The organism is Isoptericola sp. b515 (genome assembly GCF_030588125.1).
In the GTDB taxonomy this organism is placed as follows: Bacteria; Actinomycetota; Actinomycetes; order Actinomycetales; family Cellulomonadaceae; genus Isoptericola; species Isoptericola sediminis.
The window spans coordinates 254,127-279,782 of the sequence record NZ_JAUQYR010000004.1 but is presented as its reverse complement, the minus strand read 5'-3'; the positions used below and the strand labels follow the sequence as shown (position 1 = coordinate 279,782).

Below are 25,656 nucleotides of genomic sequence, written 5' to 3'. Positions count from 1 at the left end.
ACCGACTCGACGAGGAGAAACCCGTGAGCGACATCAAGTACTCCTTCGGCCTGTGGACCGTCGGCTGGCCCGCGAACGACCCGTTCGGTGCTGCGACCCGCCCCGACCTGGACCCGGCCGACTCCGTCCGCAAGCTGGCGGACCTCGGCGCCTGGGGCTTCACGTACCACGACAACGACGTGTTCCCCTTCGGCGCCTCGGAGTCCGAGCGCCAGGCCGGCATCGACGCCGTGAAGAAGGCCGCCCAGGAGACCGGCATGGTCTGCGAGATGGTGACCACCAACACCTTCAGCCACCCGGTCTTCAAGGACGGGGCGTTCACGTCGAACAACCGGGACGTGCGCCGCTTCGGCCTGAAGAAGGTGCTGCGCAGCGTCGACAACGCCGCCGAGATGGGCGCCTCGACGTTCGTCATGTGGGGCGGCCGCGAGGGCACGGAGTACGACAACTCCAAGGACCTCCACGCCGCGCACGCCCGCTACGCCGAGGGCATCGACACCGTCGCCGCCTACATCAAGTCGAAGGGCTACGACCTGCGCATCGGGCTCGAGCCGAAGCCGAACGAGCCCCGCGGTGACATCTTCCTGCCGACCATCGGTCACGCCATCGCCCTGATCGACACCCTCGACAACGGCGACATCGTCGGCCTCAACCCCGAGACCGGGCACGAGCAGATGGCCGGCCTCAACTACACGCACGGCCTGGCGCTGGCGCTGTACTGCGGCAAGCTGTTCCACATCGACCTCAACGGCCAGCACGGCCCGAAGTACGACCAGGACCTCGTGTTCGGCCACGGCGACCTGCTCAACGCGTTCTTCACCGTGGACCTGCTGGAGAACGGGTTCCCGAACGGCGGGCCGCGCTACGAGGGCCCGCGCCACTTCGACTACAAGCCCTCGCGCACCGAGTACCTCGACGGCGTGTGGGAGTCGGCGAAGGCGAACATGGAGACCTACGACATGCTCGCCGCCAAGGCCGCCGCGTACCGGCAGGACCCCGCGGTCCAGGCGGCGTTCGAGCACGCCGGGATCTTCGACCTCGGGCAGTCCACCCTGGCCGAGGGCGAGTCCTTCGACGCCTTCCTGGCGGACGAGTCGGTCGACGGGCTCGACGTCGACGCCGCCGCCGAGCGCGACTACGGGCTGGTCAAGCTGCACCAGCTCGCGCTGAAGCACCTCATCGGCTGACCACCACCGTCCGTCCTCTCCACCCGGGGCCGACGGCTACGGATTGCTGCAGTAGGCGGCGCTGTCTGCAGCAATCCGTAGCCATCGGTCCTGGGGGGAGGACCTCGATTCCCTCGGAGCAACGATGCCCCTCGTGGCCGGCGTGGACACCTCCACGCAGTCCTGCAAGATCGTCGTCCGTGACGCCGACACCGGCGCCCTCGTGCGCAGCGGCTCGGCGAAGCACCCCGACGGCACCGAGATCCATCCCGACCGCTGGTGGGACGCTTTCCGCGAGGCGGCACGGGACGCCGACGGCCTCGACGACGTCGCCGCGATCGCCGTCGGCGGTCAGCAGCACGGGCTGGTCGCCCTCGACGCCGAGGGTCGGGTGGTCCGCGAGGCCCTCCTCTGGAACGACACCCGCTCCGCCCCGGCCGCCGAGTACCTCATCACCGAGCTCGGCGACGGTGACCGCGCCACGGGCGCCCAGCGCTGGGCCGACGCCACGGGTTCCGTCCTCGTGGCGTCCCTGACGATCACGAAGCTGCGCTGGCTGCGGGATGCCGAACCCGAGAACGCCGCCCGGGTCGCCGCCGTCGCCCTCCCCCACGACTGGCTGAGCTGGCGCATCGCCGGCTACGGGCCGGCCGACGACTCCCCGCTCGGGCCTGACTTCGGCGCCCTGTTCACCGACCGTTCCGACGCTTCGGGCACCGGCTACTACGACGCCGAGGCCCCCGGGGACGACGACGGCACCACCGGTGCGTACCGCCGCGATCTGCTGCGTCTCGCGTTCGATCGCGACGACGTCGCGCTCCCCCGCATCCTCGCCCCGTCCGTGTCCGGCGGTATCGCCCACCCGAGCGTGGCCGGTGCCGACGTCGACGGCGGCGCACTGCTCGGCCCGGGCACCGGCGACAACGCGGGCGCGGCGCTGGGCCTGGGGATGCAGCCCGGCGACATCGCGATCTCGCTGGGGACCTCCGGCGTCGTCTCCGCCGTGGCGCCGCGGCGCACCGCCGACGGGTCCGGGGCCATCAACGGGTTCGCCGACGCCACCGGCAACGCCCTGATGCTCGCCGTGACGCTCAACGCCGCCCGCGTGCTCGACGCCGCCCGCACCGTGCTCGGCGCGGGGTTCGACGAGCTCTCCGACCTCGCCCTCGCCGCCCCCGCCGGCGCCGACGGCCTCGTCCTCGTGCCCTACCTCGAGGGCGAGCGCACCCCCAACCGGCCCGATGCCACCGGCACCCTGCACGGCATCCGGCTGGCGACCTCCACCCGCGAGCACCTGGCGCGTGCCTACGTCGAAGGGATGCTCTGCGGGCTCGCCGACGGCCTGGACGCGCTGCGCGCCCAGGACGTGCCGGTCGAGCGCGTCCTGCTCATCGGCGGCGCGGCGCAGTCGCCGGCCGTGCAGACCGTCGCGACGCAGGTCTTCGGGCTCCCGATCTCCATCCCGGAGCCTGGTGAGTACGTCGCCGACGGCGCCGCGCGCCAGGCGGCCTGGGTGCTCGCGGCGGCGGCGTCACGGGGTGCGCAGGCGCCGGCGTGGTCGGCAGCGGTGGCCACCACGCTCGAGGCCGACCCGCGGCCGGGGGTCCGTGAGCAGTACGCCGCCGTCCGGGACCTGGTCTGAAGGCGCCGCGTCACGGACGCCGGCGGTAGGTGCGGATCCGGTACCGCAGCCCGTCCGCGCCCGACGACGCGACCCAGCCGCCGTCGTCGGCCCCGGTATCCGCGGGTTCGGCCACGAGCTCCCAGGCGTCCGGGTCGACGTCGGGGGCGAAGGCGTCGCCCGCGACCTCCAGGTCGACCTCGGTGACCACGAGCCGGTCCGCGAGCGCCAGCGCGTCCGCGTACACCCGGGACCCTCCCATCACCCAGACCTCGTCGCCGCCGGGTGCCGCGGCGGCCGCGGCGAGCGCCGTCTCGACCGACGCTGCCACGTGGACGTCGTCACGACGCTCCGGCACCGCGAGCGCCACGACATCCGCAGGAGCACCGCGGGTGACGACGACGTTCGTCCGACGGGGCAGCGGCCGCACCCGGTCCGGCAGGGACTGCCAGGTGAGCCGTCCCATGACGACGGGGTGCCCCGACGTCGTGCGCTGGAAGTGCGCGAAGTCCTCGGGCACGTGCCACGGGATGCCGCCGTCGGCCCCGATGACGGGCCGCCCGGCGGCGTCGCGTGCCTGGGCCCAGATGAGTCCGATCACGCTCAGACCGCGACCGGGGCCTTGATGCCCGGGTGGTGCTGGTACCCGAGGACCTCGATGTCCTCGAAGGTGTAGTCGAAGATCGACTCGCACGGTGCGAGCCGCAGCTCGGGGTACGGGTACGGCTCGCGGGCGAGCTGGGTCCGCACCTGCTCGACGTGGTTGTCGTAGATGTGGCAGTCGCCGCCGGTCCACACGAAGTCCCCGACCTCGAGCCCGGTCTGCGCCGCGACCATGTGGGTCAGCAGCGCGTAGGAGGCGATGTTGAACGGGACCCCGAGGAACAGGTCGGCCGAGCGCTGGTAGAGCTGGCAGCTCAGCCGGCCGTCGGCGACGTAGAACTGGAACATGACGTGGCACGGCGGCAGGGCCATGTCCTCGATCTCGGCCGGATTCCACGCGGTGACGACGTGCCGGCGGGAGTCGGGGTTGGTGCGGATCTGCTCGACGACGGCCGCGATCTGGTCGAGGTGGCGTCCGTCCGGGGTGGGCCACGAGCGCCACTGGACGCCGTAGACGGGGCCGAGCTCGCCGTCGTCGTCGGCCCACTCGTCCCAGATCGTCACGCCGCGCTCCTGCAGCCAGCGCACGTTCGAGTCGCCGCGCAGGAACCACAGCAGCTCGTAGGCGATCGACCTCAGGTGCACCCGCTTGGTGGTGATCAGCGGGAACCCGGCGGACAGGTCGTAGCGGAGCTGGCGCCCGAACACGCTGCGGGTCCCGGTCCCGGTGCGGTCACCCTTGGGGGTGCCGGTCGCGAGGACGTCACGCAGGAGGTCCTCGTACGGCGTGGGGATGCTCGTCTCCGGGGCTCCGCTCATGTGCGAGAGTCTACGGACCGCATCGTCGAGCCGGAGGGAGCCGGGATGCCGCGTCGCACGCTGCCCGGGCGGGGACTCACCACGGGCGGACTGGCCGGGCTGGTCTCGGTCCTGGTCGTGCTGCTGGTCATGGCCCGGATCGGCCGCCGGCTGGACGAGCCCGGGGTGTGGCTGATGATCGGCGTGGCCGCAGCCGTGGCGGTCCTCGGCGTGCTGGCCTGGTTCGGTTTCGTCGCGGCACGGGTGCGCGGCCAGGTGCGCCACGTGGCCCGTCACCGCCCGGGGGCGCCGCTGGTGGTGGGACGCCCGACGACGGCACTGACGGCCGAGGCGCGGTCCCTGCGTGCGGGGACGCGCGGCCTGCCGCCCGACTGCCCCGACCGGGAGCACGTCGTCTACGCGTTCCTGCCCGACCGGGTCGAGCTGTGGGTCCGCGGCGACGACGCCCCGCGCTGGTGGGTGACGCTGCCGGCCCCGGTGGCCACCGGCACCGTGCGGCCCGGCCGCCGGGAGCTGACCGCGCTGACCGTCCGCGACCCGGCGGCACGGCTGCAGCTCGTCCCGACGTCGCACGAGGATCGCGCCTGGCCGACGGCGGCGCACCGGGAGGCCGCCGTCGCGCGGACCCAGCAGCTGCTCGCGCGCTGACATCGGCACCCCGCGAGAAGGTGCGAGGATCGACCCATGACCGATCAGACTGTTGAGGACGCCCCGGCCGCCGTCACCCCGTCGCCGACCGACCCGCTGTGGGTCGAGCGCACCGGCACCCGCACCTACCGCGGGTTCAGCGCACGCGGCGCGACCGTGGAGATCGGCCCGTCGTCCGAGGGAGCCGTCTTCACCCCCGGCGAGCTGCTGAAGATCGCCCTGGCCGCCTGCGCGGGCATGTCCAGCGACACGAAGTTCTCCCGCGTGCTCGGCGACGACTACGAGACCACCATCCGGGTCGAGAACGGCAAGGACATGGAGGACGACCGCTACCCGGTGCTGAGCGAGATCTTCGAGATCGACCTGTCCGGCCTCGACGAGAAGACGCGCGCCAAGACGCTGCTGCTCGCCCAGCGCTCCATCGACCGGGCCTGCACCGTGGGCCGCACGCTCAAGGCCGGCGCCGAGGTGCCGCCCGCCGAGTTCCTCCCGCCCCAGGACTGAGCCGAGGAACCATGCACCCGCACCGCGTCGAGGTCTCCCGCGTCGTCCCCGTGCCGGCGAACGTCGCGTTCGCCTGGGTCGCCGACCCGCGCACCCACCCCCGGTTCATCCCGCTGACGCACCTCTCCCCCGAACCGACGGCCCCGCTGGGCCCTGGGGACACGTTCACGATGGTGAGCGGTCCGGGGATCAGGCGCGGCCTGCCGGGGTTCCCGGACCGCATGACCATCACCGCCGAGCAGCGGCCGTCCACGCGGGCCGGGACCATCGGACGCAGCGCGGTGCGCAAGGAGGGTCCGTACCTGCGGGGTGTGGCCGGGTTCGACGTCGTCCCCGTGGACCTGGACCGCACCCGGATCGTCTGGTGGGAGGAGGCCTACCTGGCGGGACCCTGGCCGCGCCGCGCCAACGAGGTGCTGGTGGGACTGTTCCTGCGCGGCATGATGCACGCGTCGCTCTTCCGTCTGAGTCGCCTTCTGCAGCGACGTCGGTAAAGTCGCGGAGATGACCACGCCGCACGACGCACAGCCCCCGCAGGAGCTGGAGTCCTGGACCCGGTACCGGCCGACGCCGGTGCTGGACGCGCTGCTGACCAAGGCCGTCACCATCCCCTCGGCAGCGATCCACCGGCACGTCGACTCCGTGCGCCGCCGCAACCCCCAGGCGGACCCTGCCGAAGTCATCCGGATCCTGGAGAAGGAGTACCTGACGCTCGTCGCGACGGCGGGCGGCGCGGTCGGCGCGGTGGCGGCGGCCCCCGCGGTCGGCACGAGCGCGGCTGCCGTGCTGACGACGAGCGACATCGCGACGTTCTTCGCGTCGTCGGCCGTCTTCTCCCTGGGTGTCGCCAGCGTGCACGGCATCGCGATCGAGGACGTCGCCCGCCGCCGCGCCCTGCTGCTGGCCACCGTGCTCGGCGAGGCCGGCGCCCGTGACGTCGAGAAGGCCGCGGCCGGGTCCCAGATGGCCTGGGGCAAGGTGCTCCTGACCTCGATGCCGCAGTCCACCCTGAAGCGGGTCAACCGCGTGCTCACCCACCGGTTCCTGCGCCGCCAGCTCGCCAAGCAGGGCACGCTGGCCCTGGGCCGGATGATCCCGTTCGGCGTCGGTGCCGTCGTCGGCTTCGCCGGCGGCCGTGCCCTGGGGCACGGCGTCGTCGCGCAGTCACGCAGTGCGTTCGGCGTCCCGCCCGGCCGGTTCCCCCCGGTGATCGAGCAGCCCCCGGCCGACCTGATCGAGGGTCCCCAGGCACCGACACGTGGACGTCGCCGCAGTTTTCGGCGCCGGAATGTGGCCGTTCCCGACGACGACCGCGGCACCACCGGCGCGTAGGCTCGGAGGCGTGAGTACCTCACCAGCCGACCATGCCGCCGTCGACCCCGCGCTCGCCGCACGCCTGCCGGAGCTGCGCGAGCAGTACGCAGCCCTCCAGGCCCGGGACCTGTCCCTGGACCTGACGCGGGGCAAGCCGTCCGCCGAACAGCTCGACCTGTCCGAGCCGCTGCTGGCGCTGCCCGGCGAGGGACGACACACCTCCGCCGCCGGCACCGACGTGCGCAACTACGGTGGCCTCGACGGGCTGCCGGAGCTGCGCGAGATCTTCGCCGAGCTGCTCGGCGTGCCCGTCGACCAGCTGCTCGCCCAGGACAACGCGTCGCTGCGCCTCATGTACGACTCCGTCGTGCAGGCGATGCTGTTCGGCGTCCCGGGCGGCGAGGGTCCGTGGTCGCAGCAGGGCGAGATCACGTTCGTGTGCCCGGTGCCCGGCTACGACCGCCACTTCGCGATCTGCGAGGAGCTCGGCATCCGCATGGTGACGGTGCCGATGACGCCGGAGGGCCCGGACGTCGACGCCGTCGCCGAGCTCGTCGCGCACGACCCGTCCGTCAAGGGCATGTGGGCGGTGCCGACGTACGCCAACCCGGACGGGTCGGTGATCACCGAGGACGTCGCCCGCCGCCTGGTGTCGATGCCGACCGCAGCGCCCGACTTCCGCATCTTCTGGGACAACGCCTACGCGGTGCACCACCTGACCGAGCACGAGACGCCGACGGCGGACGCGATCGGCCTGGCCGCCGAGGCCGGCAACCCGGACCGCGTGCTGATGTTCGCCTCGACCTCCAAGGTCACGTTCGCCGGGGCCGGGGTGTCGTTCTTCGCGTCGTCGCCGGCCAACGTGGCCTGGTTCAAGCAGCACCTGGCGTTCCGCTCGATCGGCCCGGACAAGGTCAACCAGCTCCGCCACGCGGCGTTCTTCGGGGACGCCGACGGCGTGCGGGCGCACATGGCGAAGCACCGCGAGATCCTCGCGCCGAAGTTCCGTGCCGTCGTCGAGATCCTCGCCGACCGTCTCGGGGACACGGGCGTCGCGACCTGGACGGAGCCGGCCGGCGGCTACTTCGTCTCCGTGGACGTCGTGCCGGGCACGGCGTCGCGGGTGGTGCAGCTCGCGCAGGAGGCCGGGATCAAGCTGACCCCGGCCGGCGCGACGTTCCCGTACGGCGAGGACCCGCGGAACGCGAACATCCGTCTCGCCCCGTCGATGCCGCCGCTGGAGGAGGTCCGCGTCGCCATGGACGGCGTCGCGACCTGCATGCTGCTGGCCGCCGCGGAGGCAGCCTCCGCCTGATCCGCACCCTCGCTGTGGGCATGAAATCTGCGGTTCGTCGTCGCCGACGACCGCAGATTTCATGCCCACAAGCGTGTGCAGGGTCGTGAGGCGTCCGTCACAGCACGGAACCTCCCCGGCTCCTCACCGCGGGCGGCACAGCCGCCGACCTAGGCTGCGGGTGAACGCCCGCGGCCGACGCCGGAACCGCAGCAACGCACGGCAGGTCAGCCGACGGGTGGCGCGGGCTCCGCCGTCCCTTCGCACCCAGGAGGCGCCCGTGACCGCGACCAGCCCTCCCCCGACCGACGAGCGCCCGGCCCGCACCGAGGGCCCGGAGAAGCCGTCCGAGTCCACGGCCACGAAGCTCTCGATCACCCAGATCGTGGCCAGCGCGCTCGCCGCCGTCAGCACCACCGTGATGCTCTCCTTCTTCGGCATCGCCGGCACGATCATCGGTGCCGGCGTCGCCAGCGTGCTGACGGTGGTCGCCAACTTCCTCTACACGCGCTCCATCGAGCGCACGCACGCCCAGCTCAAGCCGGTCATGGGCCAGATGGCGCGGACCCGGCCGGGGACGCGCGCCGTCAGCGCCGTGTCCACCGCGGCCGGGACCGTCGTCACCGGGCCCGCCGACGACGGCACCCCTCCGGACGGCACCGGGCCGAACGCCGGCACCGGGCCGAACGCCATGGCGCTGCCCGCCGAGGGGACCGACACGGCCGGCCCGCACGACGCCGCCCGACCGGCCGACGAGGCACCCGCCGCGGGCACGCCTCGCAACGCGTGGCTCCGGCTGATCGACCGTCACGGCACGGTCCGGGTCCTCGCCGCCTCGGCCGGGGTCCTGTTCGTCGTCGTCATGGGGGTCGTGCTCGTCACCGAGCTCGTCCTCGGCAAGCCCCTGTCGGCCGCCGTCCAGGGGGTCGAGGGGTCCGGGACGAGCCTGAGCCGCACGGTGGACCGGGACGCCGCCGAGACCATCGGCTCGGGCAACAGGATCACGGACGACGAGGAGTCCGGACCGGCCTCCGGCACGCAGGGCTCCGGCCCGGAGGACAGCACGACGACGGACGGTTCCACGGACGGCTCGGCCACGGAGACCGAGGACGGCTCGACCGCCACGCCGACGCCGAGCCCCGGAACGACCGAGCCGGTCGAGCCGACCGACCCGGCCGAACCCACCGACCCTGTCGATCCGACAGATCCGGTCGAGCCCACCGACCCGGCCGAACCCACCGACCCCGCGTCGCCCGGCGACGGCGGGGCCTCGTCCGGGACCGAGCCCGGAACCGACGTCGGGTCGAGCACGGACGGCTCCGGAGCGGACGGCACCGCGGGCTGACCGACCGCGATCGGGGGCAGACCGACGGCGACCGGGTGGGGCCGACGGTCCACCCGGCCCGGACGACGAACGGCCCGGGGTGTCCAGAAGAACTGGACACCCCGGGCCGTTCGTGCACGTCACGCGGGTGGTGCGCTGCGCGGAGCTCAGCCGCCGAGGACGGCCTTGAGGAACTCCTTGGTCCGGTCGTGCGTCGGGTTGGTGAACATCGTCTCGGGGTCGGCCTCCTCGACGATCTGCCCCTTGTCGAACATCAGCACGCGGTCCGACACCTCGCGGGCGAACTGCATCTCGTGCGTCACCAGCAGCATCGTGATGTCCGTGGTCTCCGCGATCTCGCGGAGCACGTCGAGGACGTCGGCCACGATCTCCGGGTCGAGCGCCGAGGTGACCTCGTCGAGCAGCAGGATCTCCGGGTCCATCGCCAGCGCGCGGGCGATCGCCACGCGCTGCTGCTGACCGCCCGACAGCTCGTTGGTGTTGAAGTCCCGCTTCTCGGACATGCCGACCTTCTCGAGCAGCCGTTCGGCGTCGGCGACGGCCTCGGCCTTGGACTTGCCGAGCACGTGGATCGGCGACTCGATGATGTTCCCGAGGACCGTCATGTTCGGGAACAGGTTGAACTGCTGGAAGACCATCCCGACCCGGTTGCGCACCACGCGGCGACGCTTCTCCGGCACGGCGACCCACTTGTCACCCTTGTACTCGTGGGTGTACGGGTCACCGTCGATGAGGATCAGGCCGCCGCTGAGCTCCTCGAGGGTCATCAGCAGGCGCAGGATCGTCGTCTTGCCCGACCCTGACGGGCCGATCAGCGTGATGCGCTGACCCTGCGGGACCGAGAAGTTCAGCCCGTCGAGCACGACGTTGTCGCCGAAACGCTTCACGACGTCCCGGAACTCGATGGCGGGCACGTCGCCCGAGGTGTTGGTCATGGTCTGGCTCTCTGCGGAGTTGGTCGGGTCAGGCAAGGCGGATCTCCATCCTGCGCACCAGCAGCGAGGTCGGGTAGCTCACCGCGAGGAAGAGCAGACCGACCATCGTCAGCGCCTCGATGTACGAGAACGTGTTGGCACCGTAGTCCTGCCCCGCCTTGTACATCTCGTTGACGGAGATGGCGAAGAGGAACGGCGTCTCCTTGAACATGGAGATCGCGTAGTTGCCCAGACCGGGCAGGGTGTTGCGGATCGCCTGCGGCAGGATGACGGCACGCCAGGTGCGCCCCTTGGCCATGTTCAGGGCCGTGGCGGCTTCCCACTGACCCTTCGGCACGGCCTCGATGCCGGCGCGGTACACCTCGGACATGTACGTCGCGTAGTGCACGCCGAGCACGACGAAGCCGACCACGTAGCCGGGCACCCAGGTCAGCAGCAGGTAGACGAACACGAGCTGCACGAGCAGAGGCGTCATGCGGATGAAGTCCACGAGGAACTTCAACGGCGCCGTCACCCACCGGCTCGGCGTGCGCATCGCCAGCGCGATGAAGAGACCCAGGATCGACGCGATGAGCATGCCGAGCACGGTGATCTGGATCGTGACCGAGAGCCCTTCGAGGAGGAGGGGGAGAACCTCCCAGGCGCGGTCCCAGTCCCAGATGCTGTCGTTCATCGGGCACCCCCCGTCGGCTCAGGGACCTTCGGGGTGTACAGGCCCCGGGGCTTGAGCCCGAGCGTCTCGCGGAGGCTCGGTCGGGTACCCCGGCCGAGCCGACGCTTGGCACGCTCCTCCAGGATGTTCATCCCCCAGGTCAGCAGGTACGCGATGATGAAGTAGACGAGCAGACCGGCCGTGTAGCTGAAGAACGTGTCGGCCGTGGCGCGGCGCAGCTCGACGGTCCAGAAGTTCACGTCCTGGAGCGTGATGTAGTACGCCAGCGCCGAGCCCTTGACCAGCTGGATCAGCAGGTTCGCCAGCATCGGGATCATGAGGGCCCACGCCTGCGGGAAGATGACGCGGCGCACCTTGTGGAACCACGTCATGTTCAGCGCGGTGGCGGCTTCCCACTGGCCCGGCGGGACGGACGCGATCGAGCCGCGCACGACCTCGGAGGCGTAGGCGCCGTAGTTGAGGCCGAGGGCCACGACGGCCACGGCGAGCGCCTCCATCTTGAAGCCGAACACCGGCAGCACGTAGAAGAGCCAGAAGAGCTGGACCACCAGCGACGTGCCGCGGAAGAACTCGACGACGACGCGGGACGGCCCGCGCACCCAGAGGGACCGGGTGCGCGAGCCGAACCCGAGCAGCACGGCGATGACGATGGCGAGGAGAGCCCCGCCCAGTGTCATCTGCAACGTGACAAGAACTGCGTCTCCGAGAAGTGGGAGCCTCTCGACGAGTTCCTGGATGTCATCGCTCATGCGTTCAGTAGTCCATGCCCAGCTCGTCGGCGAGGTCCGACAGGTCCTGCTCCGGGTCGCAGAGCTGCTCGGCGGTCAGGCCGGACGGCGGGAACTCCGTCTCGCTGAAGCCGAAGGGCTCCATGACCTCGAGCCAGGCGGCCTCGTCCTCCAGGTAGGTGGAGAGGCCGTCGTTGTACGCGGCGAGGAGCTCGGTGTCGTCCTGGCGGAAGACCTCCGCACCGGCACCGATCTGCGGCTCACCGTTGATCGTCGCGACGAACGCCTCGGTGGCCTCGACCGGCTGGTCGGTCTCCTCGGCGAGGGCACGCAGGGAGATGCCGGTCAGCGCGTAGGCGTCGGCACGACCGGACACGACGGCGTCCAGGCCGGCCTGGCGGTCCGGGACCTCCATGGCGTCGACGTCGGTCTCGCTGGCGTAGCCGGCCTCGATGGCACCCGACGTCACCGCGAGCTTGAGGCCGCTGCCCTCGACGGACTGCCAGTCGGTCAGTCCCTCCGGGTTGCCCTCGGGCACGAGGAAGGCCGTGGTGTACATGATCGTCGGCTCCGCGAACGCCACCTGCTCGCAGCGCTCGGGAAGGATCGACATGCCGGCGCTGACGGCGTCGAAACGGTCGGCGTTGACGCCCGGGATGAGGGCGCCCCACTCGACCTGGGTGCCGGTGACCTCGTCGATGCCGAGCTCGCCGTAGATGGCACGGCCCAGCTCGATGGTGGCACCGGTGAGCTCGCCGTCCTCCTCGTAGCTGTAGGGCACCTCGCCGAAGAACCCGACGTTGATGGAGCCGGCCTCCTGCAGGTCGGCGAGCGTGGACATCGACTCGCCGTCGCCGCTGTCACCGCCGCTGTCGCCGCTGTCCGAGCCGTCGTCGACGCTCGAGCACGCAGCGAGGGCGGTCAGAGCGAGAGCAGAGCCGGCCGCGGCCAGGGCCCGGCGGCGATGCGTGGTCCTGATGGACTGCACGGGAGTCTCCTTCCGTCGCCCCGGACGCGTGACGCTGCGGGGCTGGATGTGTGGACAATTCGTTACGGTAGCCGCGTTCTGAACGATCCGACAATGGGCGTGTCGTTGCGTCTGATTGTCCTACAATCGCAGAATCGGCGTGATCACGCCGCTCGGCACGGCGGAAGTCACCCGGCGATACCTGCTGGCAACATCCACGGCCCCGGATCGTTGTCGTGTCGTGACCTCGGAAGGAGCTCCATGCCCCCGTCACACCGTCCCGCACCCGGTGCCGCACCGACCCTCTCGCGCGTCACCCGGCCGTCCACGGTCGACCTCATCACCGTCGAGCTGCGCAACGCGATCTACACCGGCGCGCTGCGGGTGGGGTCGCCGATCCGGGAGATCGAGGTGGCCCGGCAGCTCGGTGTCAGCCGGGGCCCGTTCCGCGAGGCGGCGCAACGGCTGGTGTCGGAGGGTCTCGTCGTCGCCACACCGGGGCGCGGCCTGTCGGTGCGGCAGATCGGCCGCGACCAGGTCCGCCCGCTCTACGCGGCGCGCGCGACGGTGGAGACCTCGGCGGCCCGGATCGCCGTCGACCAGGCCACCGACCAGCAGATCGCCGCCGTCCGCACGGCGCACGAGGAGCTGGCCCGCGCCGACGCGACCCACGACGCGCTGCGCGTCGGCGCCGCGGACCTCAACCTGCACTGGCAGCTGGTGGCGGCGAGCGGCAACGCCTGGCTGATGGGGTGGATGAGCACCCTCATCGTCGAGGTACGCATCGCCAGCTTCACCGTCAGCGAGGTGTACGTCGTGCGCAAGGACGCGGCCGAAGCGCACGCGCCGCTCGTGGAGCGGCTCGAGGCCCGTGACGCCGACGGGCTGGAGGCGGCGATCCGGGCGAACCTGGACGACGCCGTGATGCGACTCCTCGCCCCGGAGTCCGTCGGCGCGGAGACCCTCGAGGACCCCAGCCCGCTGCCGCCCCCGCACCTGGACCCCCTGCACCTGTGACCGGTCGGGCCGGCGGCACCTAGCCCGCGGCGTGCGCCCGCCGCTGCCGCTCGAACGCGTCCGCCGGCCACGACGTCATCCCGCCGACGACGACGGCGCTCGGCAGACCCGCCGCGTCGCGCAGCACCTGGATCGGCTCGCCCACGGGGCCGAACCCGGCGTGCGGCTCCGGCCGCAGCACGTCGCCGTCGACCGTGAGCCGCTCGGCTCCGTCCAACGGGTCCGCACGTCGCGGGTCGATCGCCCACACCCGGTCGCCCAGCCGGGCCAGGTCGGTCATCCCCCACAGGTTCGCGAACCGGCCGGTCCACCGGTCCAACGGGTGCGCGGCGGCGGCGTCGTCCGGAGCGTCGTCCCCGGCATCCGGGTTCTTCCCGTGCTCGGGGTCCGTCCCGTCCAGCGCCGCACCGACCAGCCCGAGCATCCCCAGCGCGAGCACGTCGGCCGGGCCGTCGATCGCGTTCGTCAGCACCGCGACGGCGATCCGCTCCTCCGGGTCGAACCAGGTCCGCGTGATCTGCCCCGGGAAGCCACCCGAGTGCCCGACCAGCCGCCGTCCGTCCACCACGCGGCTCTCGAAGCCCAGGCCGTAGCCGCGCCGGGCGCTGTGCGGACGGTCGATCACCGACTCGTCCCGCTGCAGCAGCCGGCGGGTCTCGGGGCGGACCAGCGTCGCCCCGCCCGCGTGCGCGTCGGCCCAGCGCACCAGGTCGCGTGCCGTGGAGCAGAAGCCGGTGGCCGCGGCCAGCGCTCCCGTCGTCACCGCAGCGACCGGCAGCCGGCCGTCCGCGAACGTCGTGGCCAGGCCCGGGGCGGCGAGAGCGCGGGCGCTGTGGCCGACGACGGCGCGGCGGGCGACGTCGTCGTCCAGCTCGGGCGAGGTGTCGGCCAGGCCCAGGGGCTCGAGCAGGTCCGCCCGGACGTGGTCCGCGTACGACGCGCCGGTGACCTCCTCGATCACCATGCCGAGCAGGCCGTAGGCGAGGTTCGAGTACTTGAAGTGCTCGCCGCGGCCGTACACCTGGCCGTGGTTCAGGACCTCGTCGAGCAGGGTCGCGCGGTCCGGGAACGGGGTCGCGAGCTGCCAGTAGTCGGCGTCGCGACCGTCGCGCAGCATCCCGCCGGTGTGCCCGAGGGCCTCGCGGACCGTCACCTGCCCGACGTCGGTACCGCCGAGCTCGGCGACGTGCCGGGACAGCGGGTCGTCCATCCGCAACCGGCCGGCGTCGACGAGCCGGGCGACCGCAGTGGCGGTGAACGTCTTCGAGTGCGAGGCGACCCGGAAGACGTGGTCGGTCCGCAGCGGTGTGCCGGAGGTGAGGTCGGTGACGCCCCACGCACCGTCGAGCACGAGGTCGCCGTCGACGCTCACCGCGTACTGCACGCCCGGCAGCCGGGCCAGTCCCGCCTGCGTGGCGACCCAGTCGGCCAGGTAGGCGACGTTCAGGCGGTCGGCGGTCGCGCCGACGCGCGCCCGGGGCGAGGTGCGGGAGATCATGGCGAAACCCTAGCGACCCCGGGATCCCGTGTCGGCCGGCGATGAATCCCCTGTCGGTCCCTCGTCCTACGTTCTAGATTGACGTCAGGACCATCGAGGAGACCTCATGACCGCATCGCCTCAGCTCGCCGTCGAGGCCGCCGGACTCGTCCGGCACTTCACCTCCGGCAAGAAGACCACCAAGGCGGTCGACGGCGTCGACCTGTCCATCCCGACCGGCAGCGTGTACGGCCTGCTCGGACCCAACGGGGCGGGCAAGACGACGGTCGTCCGCATGCTCGCCACCCTGCTGCGGCCGGACGCGGGCACCTCGAAGGTCCTCGGGCACGACGTCGTCGCCGAGGCCGACGCGGTCCGGGCCGCGGTCGGGCTGACCGGCCAGTACGCGTCCGTGGACGAGGACCTCACCGGCACCGAGAACCTGCTGATGCTGGCCCGGCTGTACGGGTTCCGGGGCCCGGCCGCGCGACGCCGGGTCGACGACCTGCTCGCCGCCTTCGGCCTGACCGACGCCGGAGGGCGCCAGGTCAAGACCTACTCCGGAGGCATGCGGCGTCGGATCGACCTCGCGGCGTCGCTCGTGCTGTCACCCCGCGTGCTGTTCCTCGACGAGCCCACGACGGGCCTGGACCCGCGGTCGCGCAACCAGGTGTGGGACATCGTGCGGGTGCTCGTGGAGGACGGCGCCACGGTTCTGCTCACCACCCAGTACCTCGAGGAGGCCGACCAGCTCGCGGACCGCATCGGGGTCATCGACCACGGCCGGCTCATCGCCGAGGGCACGTCCAGCGAGCTCAAGCACTCCGTGGGCCAGGGGGCGGTCGCCCTGCGCCTGGCCGACGCCTCCCGGCGCGCCGAGGCGGCCGGGATCGTGCACCGGGTGCTCGGCACGGAGCCGACGCTGCCCACCGACCCCTACGCCCTCACGGCCCGGGTGCCCGACGACGGCACCCACCACGTCGCGCAGGTCCTGCCGGCGCTCGGGGAGGCCGGGATCGAGGTGCCGGAGTTCTCCCTCGGGCAGCCCAGCCTGGACGAGGTGTTCCTGACGCTGACCGGCCGGCCCCTGCCGGAGGACGACCAGGGTTCCGACGAACCCGCGATGGAGCAGGAGATGTCCCGATGACCGCGACCGAGCTGAGCACCACGACGCTGCGGGAGGCCGTCGCGCTGGAGGAGCGGCCGGCGCGGCCCTCCGCGGTCTCGACCTCCCTGACCTTCGGGTGGCGCGCCCTGCTGAAGATCAAGCACGTGCCGGAGCAGCTCTTCGACGTGCTCGTCTCCCCGGTGATCTTCACGCTGATGTTCACGTACCTGTTCGGCGGGGCGCTGGCCGGGTCCACGGACGCCTACATCCAGTTCCTGCTGCCGGGGATCCTGGTGCAGACGATCATCATCGTCACCGTGTACACCGGCTACACGCTGAACACCGACATCACCAAGGGGGTCTTCGACCGGTTCCGGTCGTTGCCGATCTGGCGGCCCGCCCCGATCGTCGGGGCGCTGCTCGGGGACCAGGTGCGATACACGATCGCGTCGATCATGTGCATCGGGCTCGGGCTGCTCATCGGGTTCCGGCCGGCCGGCGGCGTCCTGGGCGTGGTCGCGGGCGTCGCGCTGCTGCTCGTCTTCGCGTTCGCGCTGAGCTGGATCTTCACCATCCTGGGCCTGCTGCTGCGCACCCCGAACGCCGTGATGGGCGTGTCGATGATGGTGCTGATGCCGCTGACGTTCGCCTCGAACATCTTCGTCGACCCCTCGACGATGCCGTCGGGCCTGCAGGCGTTCGTGGACGTCAACCCGGTCTCGCACCTGGTGACGGCGATCCGCGGCCTCATGGCCGGCGTCCCCGTGACCGGCGACATCGTGACGGTGCTCGTCTCGGCCGTGGTGATGACGGCGATCTTCGCGCCGATCACCATGTACCTGTACCGGAACCGCCGCTGACCCCTGCCAGCTGTGGGCATGAAATCTGCAGCCGACACGCCCGGTCGACCGGCAGATCTCATACCCACAACGGGGTGGCGGGTGGCGCGGAGAGCACGTACGGGACGGCCACGGTCCGGGGTGCTCGGGGCGGCAGCGGCGGCACCGGCCCGGCGAGCAGAGCACGCACGCGGTCGACGACGGACCCCGCCCCTGCCGTGAGCGCCTCGACGAAGTCGTCACCGACCACCACGACGACGGTGTACCCGAGCCGCTCCGTCCAGCGCCGTCGCCTCACGTCGTCGCGCCACTGCGCGCGGTCGCTGCGGTGCTGGTCGCCGTCGTACTCGACGATCACGCGGTGGTCCGGATACAGCAGGTCGCAGCGTTTGACGTAGGTCCCGTCGGCCAGCCGGAGGGTGGCGTTGACCAGCGGTTCCGGCAGGCCCGCGTCGGTGAGCCGCAGGCGGGCCCGCGTCTCCATCACCGAGTCGGTGCCGGGTCGGACCCGCGGGACCTGGGCGCGGACCTGGGCGATCCCCTTGACCTTCTGCGTCCGTCCGGCGAGGTCGGCCAGCTGCGCGGGCAGCACGAGCTCGCGCCGGTGCCGCATCATCGCGTCACCGAGCACGACGACGTCGTCCGGCACCCGGAGGCCTGCCGCGACATGCACGAACGTCTGCGCCGGCGTGGTGACCGGGAGCCCTCGGACCACCATGGTGTCCAGGAGCTCCTGCCGCGACCGGTGGGCGACCACGTCCTGACGCTGCGGTCGGTCGGCCTCGCGCGAGGTGACGACGTGCGGCGGCGCGCCGTCGCCCGCCTCGTGCCGCAGGGTCCACGGCACGTCGACCCCGAGCAGCCGCAGCGCCGTGACGTGGCTGAAGACGACACCGTCGTCCAGCACGGCCATCAGTGCCCGGCACCGACCCTCCAGGTCGGAGACGGACGCGGCAGGGGCGCGGACGCCGTGGAACGGCGCGTCGAGGTCGACCCGGCGCAGCGCGGCGGGGTCCGCCCCCTGAGCGAGCGCGTCGGCGACGCGGAACGGTTCAGGGGTGGGTCCCTCCGCCGTGGTTCGCAGCACGCCACGACCGTGGCAGAACCATGCCCCGCCGCGGGCCCGTCATCCACAACCCCACGTTGTGGGCATGGAATCTGCAGGCGCGGACCCGTGTCGGGCTGCAGATTTCATGCCCACAACAGGCGGTCAGGCGGCCGAGTCGGCCTGCAGCTCCTCGTCGCACCGGCGGGTGACCACGAGCACCGGGCACTTGGAGTGGTGCAGCACGGCCTGGCTCGTCGACCCGAGCAGCAGCCCGCGGAACCCGCCCCGCCCCCGCGAACCGACCACGACGAGGTCCGCCGCGCCCGAGAACTCCGTCAGGAGCTCGGCACCGGACCCGTCCAGGACGTGGCGCTTGATCGTCAGCCCCGGGTGCTCGGCCGCGACCCGGTCGACGATGACGTCCAGACCTGCCTTGACGTCGTCGAGGATCTGCTCGTGGTCGATCTGGGACGGCAGCCACGCCAGCACGCCGGCCCCGCTGCCCAGCGGGACCCCGGCCACGGCGACGAGCTCGGCGTCCCAGGTCTCGGCCTGCTCGACGGCGTGCCGCAACGCGATCTCCGCGGTCGGCGACCCGTCGACCCCGACGACGATCCGCCGCACGTCGTGGATCCGGTCGCCGTCGCGCCGCTCCGGGTCGTCGGTCTCGGCGACCTCCTGCCGGTAGGGCACGACCACCGTCGGGCAGTGCGCGTGGGCCGGCAGCGCCGAGGACACCGTCCCCAGCAGACGCTCCGTGAATCCGCCGCGCCCGCGCGTCCCCACGACGGCCAGGCACGCCTCCGCGGACATCTCGACGAGCACCCCGGCGGCGTCCCCGGTGGCGACCGTCCCCGTGACCGGGACGCCGATCCCCTCGACCCTTGCCGTGGCCTCGGACAGCACCGCCTTGGCCCCCTCGGCGATCGCGGTGTCGTCGAGGGCCGCGTAGCCGCCGTCCAGGGAGGCGGCCGTGAAGGACGGCAACGAGTAGCTGCACACGACGTGCAGGCTCCACCCGACACGTGCCGCGTACGCCGCGGCCCAGTCCAGGGCGTGCATGCTCGCGTCGGAACCGTCGACCCCCACCAGGACGACCTCAGGACGTGTCATCTCGCGCCTCCCGTCTGCGTCCGGACCTCGCCGTCCGGCATCCGCCTGGTTCAAGCCTAACGAAAGCGCCCCGCAAGACGCAGCAAAGGCCGCCCGGCGACACCGCGTGGCGCGCTCGGGGGCCGGGCCGTGCCCGGACGCACGACGCCCCGGCACTCACGAGGAGTGCCGGGGCGTCGGGGCGGACGGTCGAGGCGTCGGTCAGCCGGTGACCCGCAGGAAGGTCGGGCTGGACTGCCAGAGGCTGGACTGGCGGACGGTCCAGCCGCCGGGGCGCGTGGCCTCGATCTGCTGGCCGTTGCCGATGTAGATCGAGATGTGCCCCGGGGACCAGATGAGGTCGCCCGGCTGCGCCGACGACTGCGAGATCTGCGTCGTGTTGGACGCGCTGAGGATCGCGCTCGAGGAGTGCGGCAGCGAGACGCCGACCTGCGCGTACACGTAGGTCACCAGGCCCGAGCAGTCGAACCCGGACGGCGAGGCGCCGCCGACGACGTACGGCGTGCCGAGGTAGCGGGCCGCGATGGACACGACCTGCGAACCCCGCGAGCTGTCGGCCGTCGGCGTCGAGGAGCTGGAGCTGGAGCTCTCGGTCGTGCTCGACGAGGACGAGGACGACGACGAGGACGAGCTCGACGTCGACGTCGACGTGGGCTCCCGCTCGGCGGAGCGCGAGGTGGTCGTCTCGCGCACGGGCTCCGGCTCGGGCTCGGGCTCGGGCGCCGCCTTGATGTCCGCCTTCTCGGCGATCTTCGGCGTCACGCGCTCGACCTGGACCTTGGCACCGGAGTCGACGGTGACCACGGGCGCGGACTCCAGGGCCTCGCGGGCCTGGTCGGTCAGCGAACCGAGGTCCACGGTGCTCAGCTTCTTGGCCGCGTCCGAGTCCACGGGCGCGGCGTGCGCGGCGGTGGCGCCACCGATCGTGGAGACCAGCAGACCGCCGGCGGTGGCCATCACGGCAGCACGACGGCTCGCGGCTGCAGATGGTGCGGTGATGGGGCGGCGGGCGGCCAGGTGCCGACCGCGCGTCGTGGTGCGTGCGTTCACGTGTTCCCTCTCCTGTCCGCCTACGAAGTCAGCTGTCGGGTTCGGGTGGGAGAAATCACCCGGCCCCACGGTTCGGACGAACCGTGGGACTTCACCCCGAGGACACCGTGTCCGGTGCCCGAGAGTGGGTCCCCCGCCCCTGCCTAGGGTCTCGGTTCCCGACCGGCGGCAGGGCTCGGCGTCCGGTCGAGGTCCGGCAGACTGCTCCACCGGACGCGAGAACGGTATCTGATACACGCCCCGATGTCACGTTTCGATCACGATCTGCGGCGATACACGTCCGAGGGGCCCCGCAGAGGGCACTGCGCCCCCCGCTGAGTCCCTCGAGGGGTGTCCGGCGTCCGGGACCCCCGGGAGCACCTCGCGGCACGACAGAGGGCCCTGCCGCGCTCTGCGCGCGACAGGGCCCTCGGCACGAGGTGCCGGCGTCTCAGCCGACTCGGATGAAGGTCGGGTTGGACTGCCAGATGTTCCGGAACTGGATCGTCTTGCCCGGACGCGGGGCGTCGATCTGCGTGTTGCCACCCGCGTAGATGGAGATGTGGCCCGGGGTCCAGATGAGGTCGCCCGGCTGCGCGGCGGAGCGGGAGACCACGCTGCCGGCGTAGCGCTGGTCCGAGGACGACCGCGGCAGCGAGATACCGGCCTGGGCGTACACGTACTGGGTGAACCCGGAGCAGTCGAAGCCGGACGGCGTGGTGCCACCGGAGACGTACGGGACGCCCACGTAGCGCGAGGCGATGGAGACGATCGTCGACCCGACGGCGGAGTCCGGCACGGCCGTGGTGGCCGAGGAGGACGTCGTCGTCGAGGAGGAGGAGGACGAGCTCGAGAGCGACTCGCGCTCGGAGGAGCGCGACGGCGCCGCCTCGCGCACGGGCTCCGGCTCGGGCTCCGGCGCGGCCTTGATGTCCGCCCGCTCGACGATCGTGGGCGTCACGCGCTCGACCTGGACCTTGGCCTCGGCGTCGACGGTGACCACCGGGGCCGCCTCGAGCGCCTGGCGCGCCTGGTCGGTCAGCGCACCCAGGTCCACGGTGCTCAGCTTCTTGGCCGCGTCCGCGTCCACCGGCGCCGCGTGGGCGGCGCTCGCGCCACCGATCGTGGAGACCAGGAGACCACCGGCGGTCGCCACCACAGCAGCCCGACGGCCTGCGGCCGCGGAGGGGGCCGCCATCATGGGGCGGCGTGCGGCGCGGTGCTTACCGCGCATGCTGCGAGCAGTCACGTTCAACCTCTCCGTTCGCCTACGAGGTCAGCTGTCGGGTTCGGGTGGGAGAAAACACCCGGCCCCGCGGTCCGTACGAACCGTGGGACTTCACCCCGAGGACACCGTCACCGGTGCCCGAATCGTGGGTCCCCCGCCCCTGTCGTGCGGTCATCCGTGGGAACCAGGACGGTGACAGGGTTAGGCGCCCGTCCCGGTACTCGCGCGAGACACCCGCGCGAGCGAGTCTGACCGTACCGGAACCTCCCCGCCGATGTCACGCTCCGGTCACGTCTCGCGTCCGATGCGTCGCGTCGAGATCTCAGCGGGCTGCGACGAAGAGGTGCTTGGCCAGCTCCTCCGGCAGCTCCAGGGCACCGTCACCGTCGACCAGACGGACGACGAAGTCGTCGCCGGCGCGCTCCACCTCGATGCTCGCGCCCGGGAAGAGGCCCGCGTCGGACAGCCGCAGGAGGAACTCGTCGTCGACCTGGACCGGCTCGGCGATGCGGCGCAGCACGACCGTCGCGGAGGCGTCGGCCCCGGACTCCAGGTACAGCGGCAGGGACTGCACGCCTTCGAGGAACGGCAGCTCCTCGTACTGCTCCCCCAGCTCCGACAGCCCCGGGATCGGGTTGCCGTACGGGTCGTGGTGCGGGTGGTCGAGCAGGGTCACCAGCCGACGCTCGACGAGGTCGCTCATGACGTGCTCCCACCGGCAGGCCTCGTTGTGCACCTGCGGCCAGTCGAGCTTGATGACGTCGGTGAGCAGACGCTCGGCCAGACGGTGCTTGCGCATGACCCGCACGGCCTTCTCCTGACCGTCGGCGGTCAGCTCGAGGTGCCGGTCACCGGTGACGACGACCAGACCGTCCCGCTCCATCCGCGCGACCGTCTGGGAGACGGTCGGGCCCGAGTGCCCCAGACGTTCCGCGATCCGGGCGCGCAGCGGCGTGATGCCTTCCTCACCCAGCTCGTAGATCGTCTTCAGGTACATCTCGGTGGTGTCGATCAGGTCCGTCACGTCCGCTCCCGTCTTGAGGCCCGGGCCTAGTCTATTCGCATGACCCTCCAGATCCCCGCGTCGATGCTGCCCTCCGACGGCCGCTTCGGCTCCGGCCCGTCCAAGGTGCGCACGGGCCAGGTCGAGGCCCTCGTCGCGGCCGGCGACCCGGCACGCCCGGTGCTGGGCACCTCGCACCGGCAGGCCCCGGTCAAGGATCTGGTGCACCGGGTGCGCACGGGCCTGACCGAGTTGTTCGACCTGCCCGCGGGGTACGAGGTGGCCCTCGGCAACGGCGGGTCGACCGCCTTCTGGGAGGTCGCCACGGCGTCCCTCGTCCGACGGCGGGCCCAGCATGCCGTGTTCGGGGAGTTCGGGGCCAAGTTCGCCGCCGCCACCGCCCGGGCACCCTTCCTCGACGACCCCGAGGTGGTCGAGGCCGCACCCGGGACGGTGGCCCACCTGACGCCGTCGGACGCCGTGGACGTCTACGCCACCCCGCACAACGAGACCTCGACCGGGGCGGTCGCCCCCGTGCGCCGCCCGGGCGGCCCCGACCAGCTCCTGCTGACCGACGCGACCTCGGGTGCGGGCGCGCTGCCGGTCGACCTGCACGAGACCGACGTCTACTACTTCGGCCCGCAGAAGGCCTTCGCCGCCGACGGCGGCCTGTGGCTGGCGCTGTGCTCCCCGGCGGCCGTGGAGCGCGCCCGGGAGGTGGAGTCGTCCGGCGACGGCCGGTGGGTGCCGGAGTTCCTGTCGCTGACCACGGCGCTGGAGAACTCCCGCCAGGACCAGACGCTGAACACCCCCGCCGTCGGGACGCTGGTCATGCTGGCCGACCAGGTCGAGTGGCTGCTCGAGCACGGCGGGCTGGACTGGTCCGTGCGCCGCTGCGAGCGCTCGGCGCAGGTCCTGTACGGCTGGGCGGCGGCGACGCCGTGGGCGACACCCTTCGTCACCGACCCGGCGGAGCGCTCCCCGGTGGTGGGCACGATCGACCTGGACCCGTCGGTCGACGCGGGGGCCGTCGTCGGGCTGCTCCGCGACCACGGGATCCTCGACGTCTTCCCCTACCGCAAGCTGGGCCGCAACCAGCTGCGCGTCGGCATGTTCCCCGCGGTGGACCCGGACGACGTCGCGGCGCTCACGGAGTGCATCACCTACGTGGTCGACCGGCTCGGCTGACGAGGCTGACGGGGACGGCGAGCGCGGCCGGCGCGCCCGACGTCAGGCCGGCCGGGCCCGCTCCGCCGGGACCGGCTCGTCCCCGGCCGGGACCGGCGGGTCGAGATAGACGACCTCGAGGTGCGGTCGGCGCAGCAGCCGGTAGCGCACCGTGACGCGCCAGGACCGCATCGCCCAGACGGTGGCCGCGAGCGCCACGGCGAGGGTGGTGATCGACCCGACGAGGATCGACCAGCGCGGCCCGAACGCCTCGCCGATCCAGCCGACGACGGGTGAGCCGATCGGCGTGGAGCCGAGGAACACCATCATGTAGAGGGCCATGACCCGCCCGCGCATCACCGGGTCGATCGAGGTCTGGATGGTGGAGTTGGCCGCGGTCATCATCGTCAGCGCGGACAGGCCGACCGGGATGGTCGTGACGACGTAGAGCCAGTAGGTCGGCATGAGGGCGTTGACCGCCGTCGCGACCGCGAAGGCGAAGGCCGCACCGATGACGAGCCGCACCCGCGGGCGCTCGCGCCGGGCGGCGAGCAGCGCGCCGGTCAGCGACCCGATCGCCAGCACGGAGCCGAGCAGCCCGAACTCGCCGGCGCCGCGGTCGAACTCGACCCGCGCCATCATCGCGCTGGTGAGCTGGAAGTTGAGGCCGAAGGTGGACACGACGGCCATGACCACCATGATCACGACGATGTCGGAGCGTCCCCGCACGTACCGCAGACCCTCGAGGATCTGCCCCTTGCCGCGCGGTGCCCGGTCCTTGAGCCACATGGCGGCGGGGCGCATGAGCGCCACGGCCGCGATCGTCGCGGCGAAGGTCAGGCCGTTGATGACGAACACCCAGCCCGAGCCGACGGCGGCGATGAGCAGGCCGGCGGCGCCCGGTCCGACCAGTCGGGCGGCGTTGAAGGACGCGCTGTTGAGGCCGACGGCGTTGGACAGCCGCTCCGGGGGCACGAGCTCGGCGACGAAGGCCTGGCGCACGGGGTTGTCGAAGGCGGTCGCGACCCCGAGGCCGAGCGCGAAGGCGTACACGTGCCAGAGCTCGGCCGCGCCGGACAGCACGAGCACGCCGAGGCCGAGGGCCAGGACGCCCATCGCGCCCTGCGTGGCCATGAGGAGCTGCCGGCGGGGCAGGCGGTCGGCGAGCAGCCCGGTCCAGGGGCCGATCAGCAGGAACGGCAGGAACTGCAGGGCGGTGGTGATGCCGACGGCGACGCCGGAGTCGTCGGTGAGGTCGGTGAGCACCAGCCAGTCCTGGGCGATGCGCTGCATCCAGGTGCCGATGTTGGCGACGAGGGCAGCGCCGAACCACAGGCGGTAGTTCGGGTAGCGGAGGGAGGAGAAGGTGGCACTCATCAGCGCCCGGGTCAACCATCGCACGGCGAGATGTATTCCCCCGGGGGTTCAGTCCGGTTCGTCCGTTCCATTACCCTGTCGCGGGTGCGCACCGAAATGACTCTTGCAGACACCCTTCACACCCTCGGCCTCCTCGGCGGCACGACCCTGCCCCGCTTCGTCACCGACGTCGGCGGCCGGGGCGACGTCCTCGAGGTCGTCGCCGACGCCCGTGCGGTGAACAACCTCCCGGGCCCCCTCAAGATGGCGACGCGGCTGGTCCCGGCCGTGCGGACGCGACTGCGCGTCGAGGAGTTCGACGGCGGCGTCGCGGTGCTGAGCGTCGACGCCTCCGCGGGCGGGCTGCCCGCCCACAAGCTGCTCGGCCTGGCCAAGAGCCGGATCGAGTCGGTGCTGGCCGCCAAGGGCCTGCCGCCCGGCTCGGTGGAGATCCGCCCGGACGCGCGCATCGCGCTGGACGTGCAGCGTCTCGTGGCGCACCGCTACCCGGGCACCACGGTCACCAACATGACCTTCGCCGACGGGCAGGTCGCGGTCGACACCGCGGCCTGAACCACCCGGCCCGCCCGCTCCGCCCCGCTCGGGGCTGTGGGCAGGAAAGATGCCGCCTCGCACCGGTGCGAGGCGGCATCT

The 25,656-nt window shown here is 72.3% G+C and carries 26 protein-coding genes and 2 riboswitches; of the genes, 13 read left to right on the top strand and 13 right to left on the bottom strand.

Translation table 11 applies throughout. The features are described 5' to 3' along the window. Positions 1-23 precede the first annotated feature (23 nt). Positions 24-1,187 (top strand): xylose isomerase, encoded by a 1,164-nt coding sequence (xylA, locus tag Q6350_RS13260; protein ID WP_304603203.1) that lies wholly within the window; start codon positions 24-26, stop codon positions 1,185-1,187. A gap of 124 nt (positions 1,188-1,311) precedes the next feature. Next, positions 1,312-2,808: a xylulokinase gene (locus tag Q6350_RS13255; RefSeq protein WP_305066430.1), complete on the top strand. Its 1,497-nt coding sequence runs from the start codon at positions 1,312-1,314 to the stop codon at positions 2,806-2,808. A 10-nt stretch (positions 2,809-2,818) separates the two neighbouring features. Here Q6350_RS13255 and Q6350_RS13250 read toward each other — a convergent pair whose 3' ends face one another. Together Q6350_RS13250 and Q6350_RS13245 are read right to left on the bottom strand one after the other, a co-directional pair. Continuing rightward, positions 2,819-3,388: a dihydrofolate reductase gene (locus Q6350_RS13250; protein ID WP_304603201.1), complete on the bottom strand. Its 570-nt coding sequence runs from the start codon at positions 3,386-3,388 to the stop codon at positions 2,819-2,821. 2 nt (positions 3,389-3,390) lie between these two features. Then, the gene (locus Q6350_RS13245; RefSeq protein ID WP_305066429.1) at positions 3,391-4,209 is read right to left on the bottom strand and encodes a thymidylate synthase; all 819 of its coding nucleotides are present in this window, start codon (positions 4,207-4,209) and stop codon (positions 3,391-3,393) included. A 45-nt stretch (positions 4,210-4,254) separates the two neighbouring features. On the opposite strand from Q6350_RS13245, the gene Q6350_RS13240 reads away from it, so the two are divergent. From Q6350_RS13240 to Q6350_RS13215, 6 genes are all read left to right on the top strand, one after another. Next, positions 4,255-4,857, top strand: a complete 603-nt coding sequence (locus tag Q6350_RS13240) for a hypothetical protein (protein ID WP_305066428.1) — start codon at positions 4,255-4,257, stop codon at positions 4,855-4,857. A gap of 36 nt (positions 4,858-4,893) precedes the next feature. Then, positions 4,894-5,361 carry an OsmC family protein gene (locus Q6350_RS13235; RefSeq protein ID WP_171247100.1) on the top strand — a complete coding sequence of 156 codons (468 nt, stop codon included), beginning with the start codon at positions 4,894-4,896 and terminating at the stop codon, positions 5,359-5,361. 11 nt (positions 5,362-5,372) lie between these two features. Beyond that, a complete protein-coding gene (locus Q6350_RS13230) occupies positions 5,373-5,855 on the top strand; it encodes an SRPBCC family protein (protein WP_304603198.1) in 483 nt (160 codons plus the stop codon). Between the two features lie 10 nt (positions 5,856-5,865). Next, positions 5,866-6,693, top strand: a complete 828-nt coding sequence (locus Q6350_RS13225; protein WP_304603197.1) for a hypothetical protein — start codon at positions 5,866-5,868, stop codon at positions 6,691-6,693. Positions 6,694-6,703: 10 nt separating this feature from the next. Then, the gene (locus Q6350_RS13220; RefSeq protein WP_305066427.1) at positions 6,704-7,990 is read left to right on the top strand and encodes an aminotransferase class I/II-fold pyridoxal phosphate-dependent enzyme; all 1,287 of its coding nucleotides are present in this window, start codon (positions 6,704-6,706) and stop codon (positions 7,988-7,990) included. A gap of 259 nt (positions 7,991-8,249) precedes the next feature. Continuing rightward, positions 8,250-9,314, top strand: coding sequence for a hypothetical protein (locus Q6350_RS13215; protein WP_305066426.1), 1,065 nt, complete (start codon positions 8,250-8,252; stop codon positions 9,312-9,314). A 146-nt stretch (positions 9,315-9,460) separates the two neighbouring features. On the opposite strand, the gene Q6350_RS13210 is transcribed toward Q6350_RS13215, so the two are convergent. From Q6350_RS13210 to ehuB, 4 genes are read right to left on the bottom strand one after another with little or no spacing between them, the layout of a single operon-like run. Further along, positions 9,461-10,249: an amino acid ABC transporter ATP-binding protein gene (locus Q6350_RS13210; RefSeq protein ID WP_171247096.1), complete on the bottom strand. Its 789-nt coding sequence runs from the start codon at positions 10,247-10,249 to the stop codon at positions 9,461-9,463. 28 nt (positions 10,250-10,277) lie between these two features. Then, positions 10,278-10,922, bottom strand: coding sequence for an ectoine/hydroxyectoine ABC transporter permease subunit EhuD (gene ehuD, locus Q6350_RS13205; protein WP_171247095.1), 645 nt, complete (start codon positions 10,920-10,922; stop codon positions 10,278-10,280). Next, the gene (gene ehuC / locus Q6350_RS13200; RefSeq protein WP_304603194.1) at positions 10,919-11,671 is read right to left on the bottom strand and encodes an ectoine/hydroxyectoine ABC transporter permease subunit EhuC; all 753 of its coding nucleotides are present in this window, start codon (positions 11,669-11,671) and stop codon (positions 10,919-10,921) included. The genes ehuD and ehuC overlap by 4 nt, the downstream gene beginning before the upstream one ends. A 4-nt stretch (positions 11,672-11,675) precedes the next feature. Further along, positions 11,676-12,638 (bottom strand): ectoine/hydroxyectoine ABC transporter substrate-binding protein EhuB, encoded by a 963-nt coding sequence (ehuB, locus tag Q6350_RS13195; protein ID WP_304603193.1) that lies wholly within the window; start codon positions 12,636-12,638, stop codon positions 11,676-11,678. A 240-nt stretch (positions 12,639-12,878) separates the two neighbouring features. On the opposite strand from ehuB, the gene Q6350_RS13190 reads away from it, so the two are divergent. Beyond that, positions 12,879-13,634: a GntR family transcriptional regulator gene (locus Q6350_RS13190; RefSeq protein ID WP_305066425.1), complete on the top strand. Its 756-nt coding sequence runs from the start codon at positions 12,879-12,881 to the stop codon at positions 13,632-13,634. Positions 13,635-13,653: 19 nt separating this feature from the next. Here Q6350_RS13190 and Q6350_RS13185 read toward each other — a convergent pair whose 3' ends face one another. Further along, the gene (locus Q6350_RS13185) at positions 13,654-15,132 is read right to left on the bottom strand and encodes a serine hydrolase (protein WP_305066424.1); all 1,479 of its coding nucleotides are present in this window, start codon (positions 15,130-15,132) and stop codon (positions 13,654-13,656) included. 106 nt (positions 15,133-15,238) lie between these two features. Between Q6350_RS13185 and Q6350_RS13180 the strand changes: the two genes are divergently transcribed. Both Q6350_RS13180 and Q6350_RS13175 read left to right on the top strand, forming a co-directional pair. Continuing rightward, positions 15,239-16,258 carry an ATP-binding cassette domain-containing protein gene (locus tag Q6350_RS13180; protein ID WP_305066423.1) on the top strand — a complete coding sequence of 340 codons (1,020 nt, stop codon included), beginning with the start codon at positions 15,239-15,241 and terminating at the stop codon, positions 16,256-16,258. Beyond that, the gene (locus Q6350_RS13175; RefSeq protein ID WP_171247090.1) at positions 16,255-17,079 is read left to right on the top strand and encodes an ABC transporter permease; all 825 of its coding nucleotides are present in this window, start codon (positions 16,255-16,257) and stop codon (positions 17,077-17,079) included. The genes Q6350_RS13180 and Q6350_RS13175 overlap by 4 nt, the downstream gene beginning before the upstream one ends. A 58-nt stretch (positions 17,080-17,137) precedes the next feature. Here Q6350_RS13175 and Q6350_RS13170 read toward each other — a convergent pair whose 3' ends face one another. The 5 genes from Q6350_RS13170 to Q6350_RS13150 all read right to left on the bottom strand — a co-directional run bounded on the left by Q6350_RS13170 (position 17,138) and on the right by Q6350_RS13150 (position 22,500). Next, positions 17,138-18,145 (bottom strand): DUF559 domain-containing protein, encoded by a 1,008-nt coding sequence (locus Q6350_RS13170; RefSeq protein ID WP_305066422.1) that lies wholly within the window; start codon positions 18,143-18,145, stop codon positions 17,138-17,140. A gap of 123 nt (positions 18,146-18,268) precedes the next feature. Further along, a complete protein-coding gene (locus Q6350_RS13165; RefSeq protein ID WP_304603187.1) occupies positions 18,269-19,219 on the bottom strand; it encodes a universal stress protein in 951 nt (316 codons plus the stop codon). A gap of 201 nt (positions 19,220-19,420) precedes the next feature. Further along, a complete protein-coding gene (locus Q6350_RS13160; RefSeq protein ID WP_305066420.1) occupies positions 19,421-20,269 on the bottom strand; it encodes a C40 family peptidase in 849 nt (282 codons plus the stop codon). 2 nt (positions 20,270-20,271) lie between these two features. Further along, a riboswitch (cyclic di-AMP (ydaO/yuaA leader) is annotated at positions 20,272-20,436 on the bottom strand. A gap of 263 nt (positions 20,437-20,699) precedes the next feature. Beyond that, the gene (locus Q6350_RS13155) at positions 20,700-21,497 is read right to left on the bottom strand and encodes a C40 family peptidase (RefSeq protein ID WP_304603185.1); all 798 of its coding nucleotides are present in this window, start codon (positions 21,495-21,497) and stop codon (positions 20,700-20,702) included. Positions 21,498-21,499: 2 nt separating this feature from the next. Beyond that, positions 21,500-21,663, bottom strand: a riboswitch (cyclic di-AMP (ydaO/yuaA leader). A 135-nt stretch (positions 21,664-21,798) separates the two neighbouring features. Then, complete coding sequence (locus Q6350_RS13150) at positions 21,799-22,500, bottom strand: metal-dependent transcriptional regulator (protein WP_304603184.1); 702 nt, start codon at positions 22,498-22,500, stop codon at positions 21,799-21,801. A gap of 39 nt (positions 22,501-22,539) precedes the next feature. Between Q6350_RS13150 and serC the strand changes: the two genes are divergently transcribed. Further along, on the top strand, positions 22,540-23,667 hold the full coding sequence (gene serC, locus Q6350_RS13145; RefSeq protein WP_304607567.1) for a phosphoserine transaminase: 1,128 nt from the start codon (positions 22,540-22,542) through the stop codon (positions 23,665-23,667). Positions 23,668-23,709: 42 nt separating this feature from the next. Here the strand turns inward: serC and Q6350_RS13140 are convergent, their stop codons facing one another. Further along, positions 23,710-25,023, bottom strand: coding sequence for an MFS transporter (locus Q6350_RS13140; RefSeq protein ID WP_305066418.1), 1,314 nt, complete (start codon positions 25,021-25,023; stop codon positions 23,710-23,712). Between the two features lie 84 nt (positions 25,024-25,107). On the opposite strand from Q6350_RS13140, the gene Q6350_RS13135 reads away from it, so the two are divergent. Further along, positions 25,108-25,575, top strand: a complete 468-nt coding sequence (locus Q6350_RS13135; protein ID WP_304603181.1) for a hypothetical protein — start codon at positions 25,108-25,110, stop codon at positions 25,573-25,575. Positions 25,576-25,656: the final 81 nt, after the last annotated feature.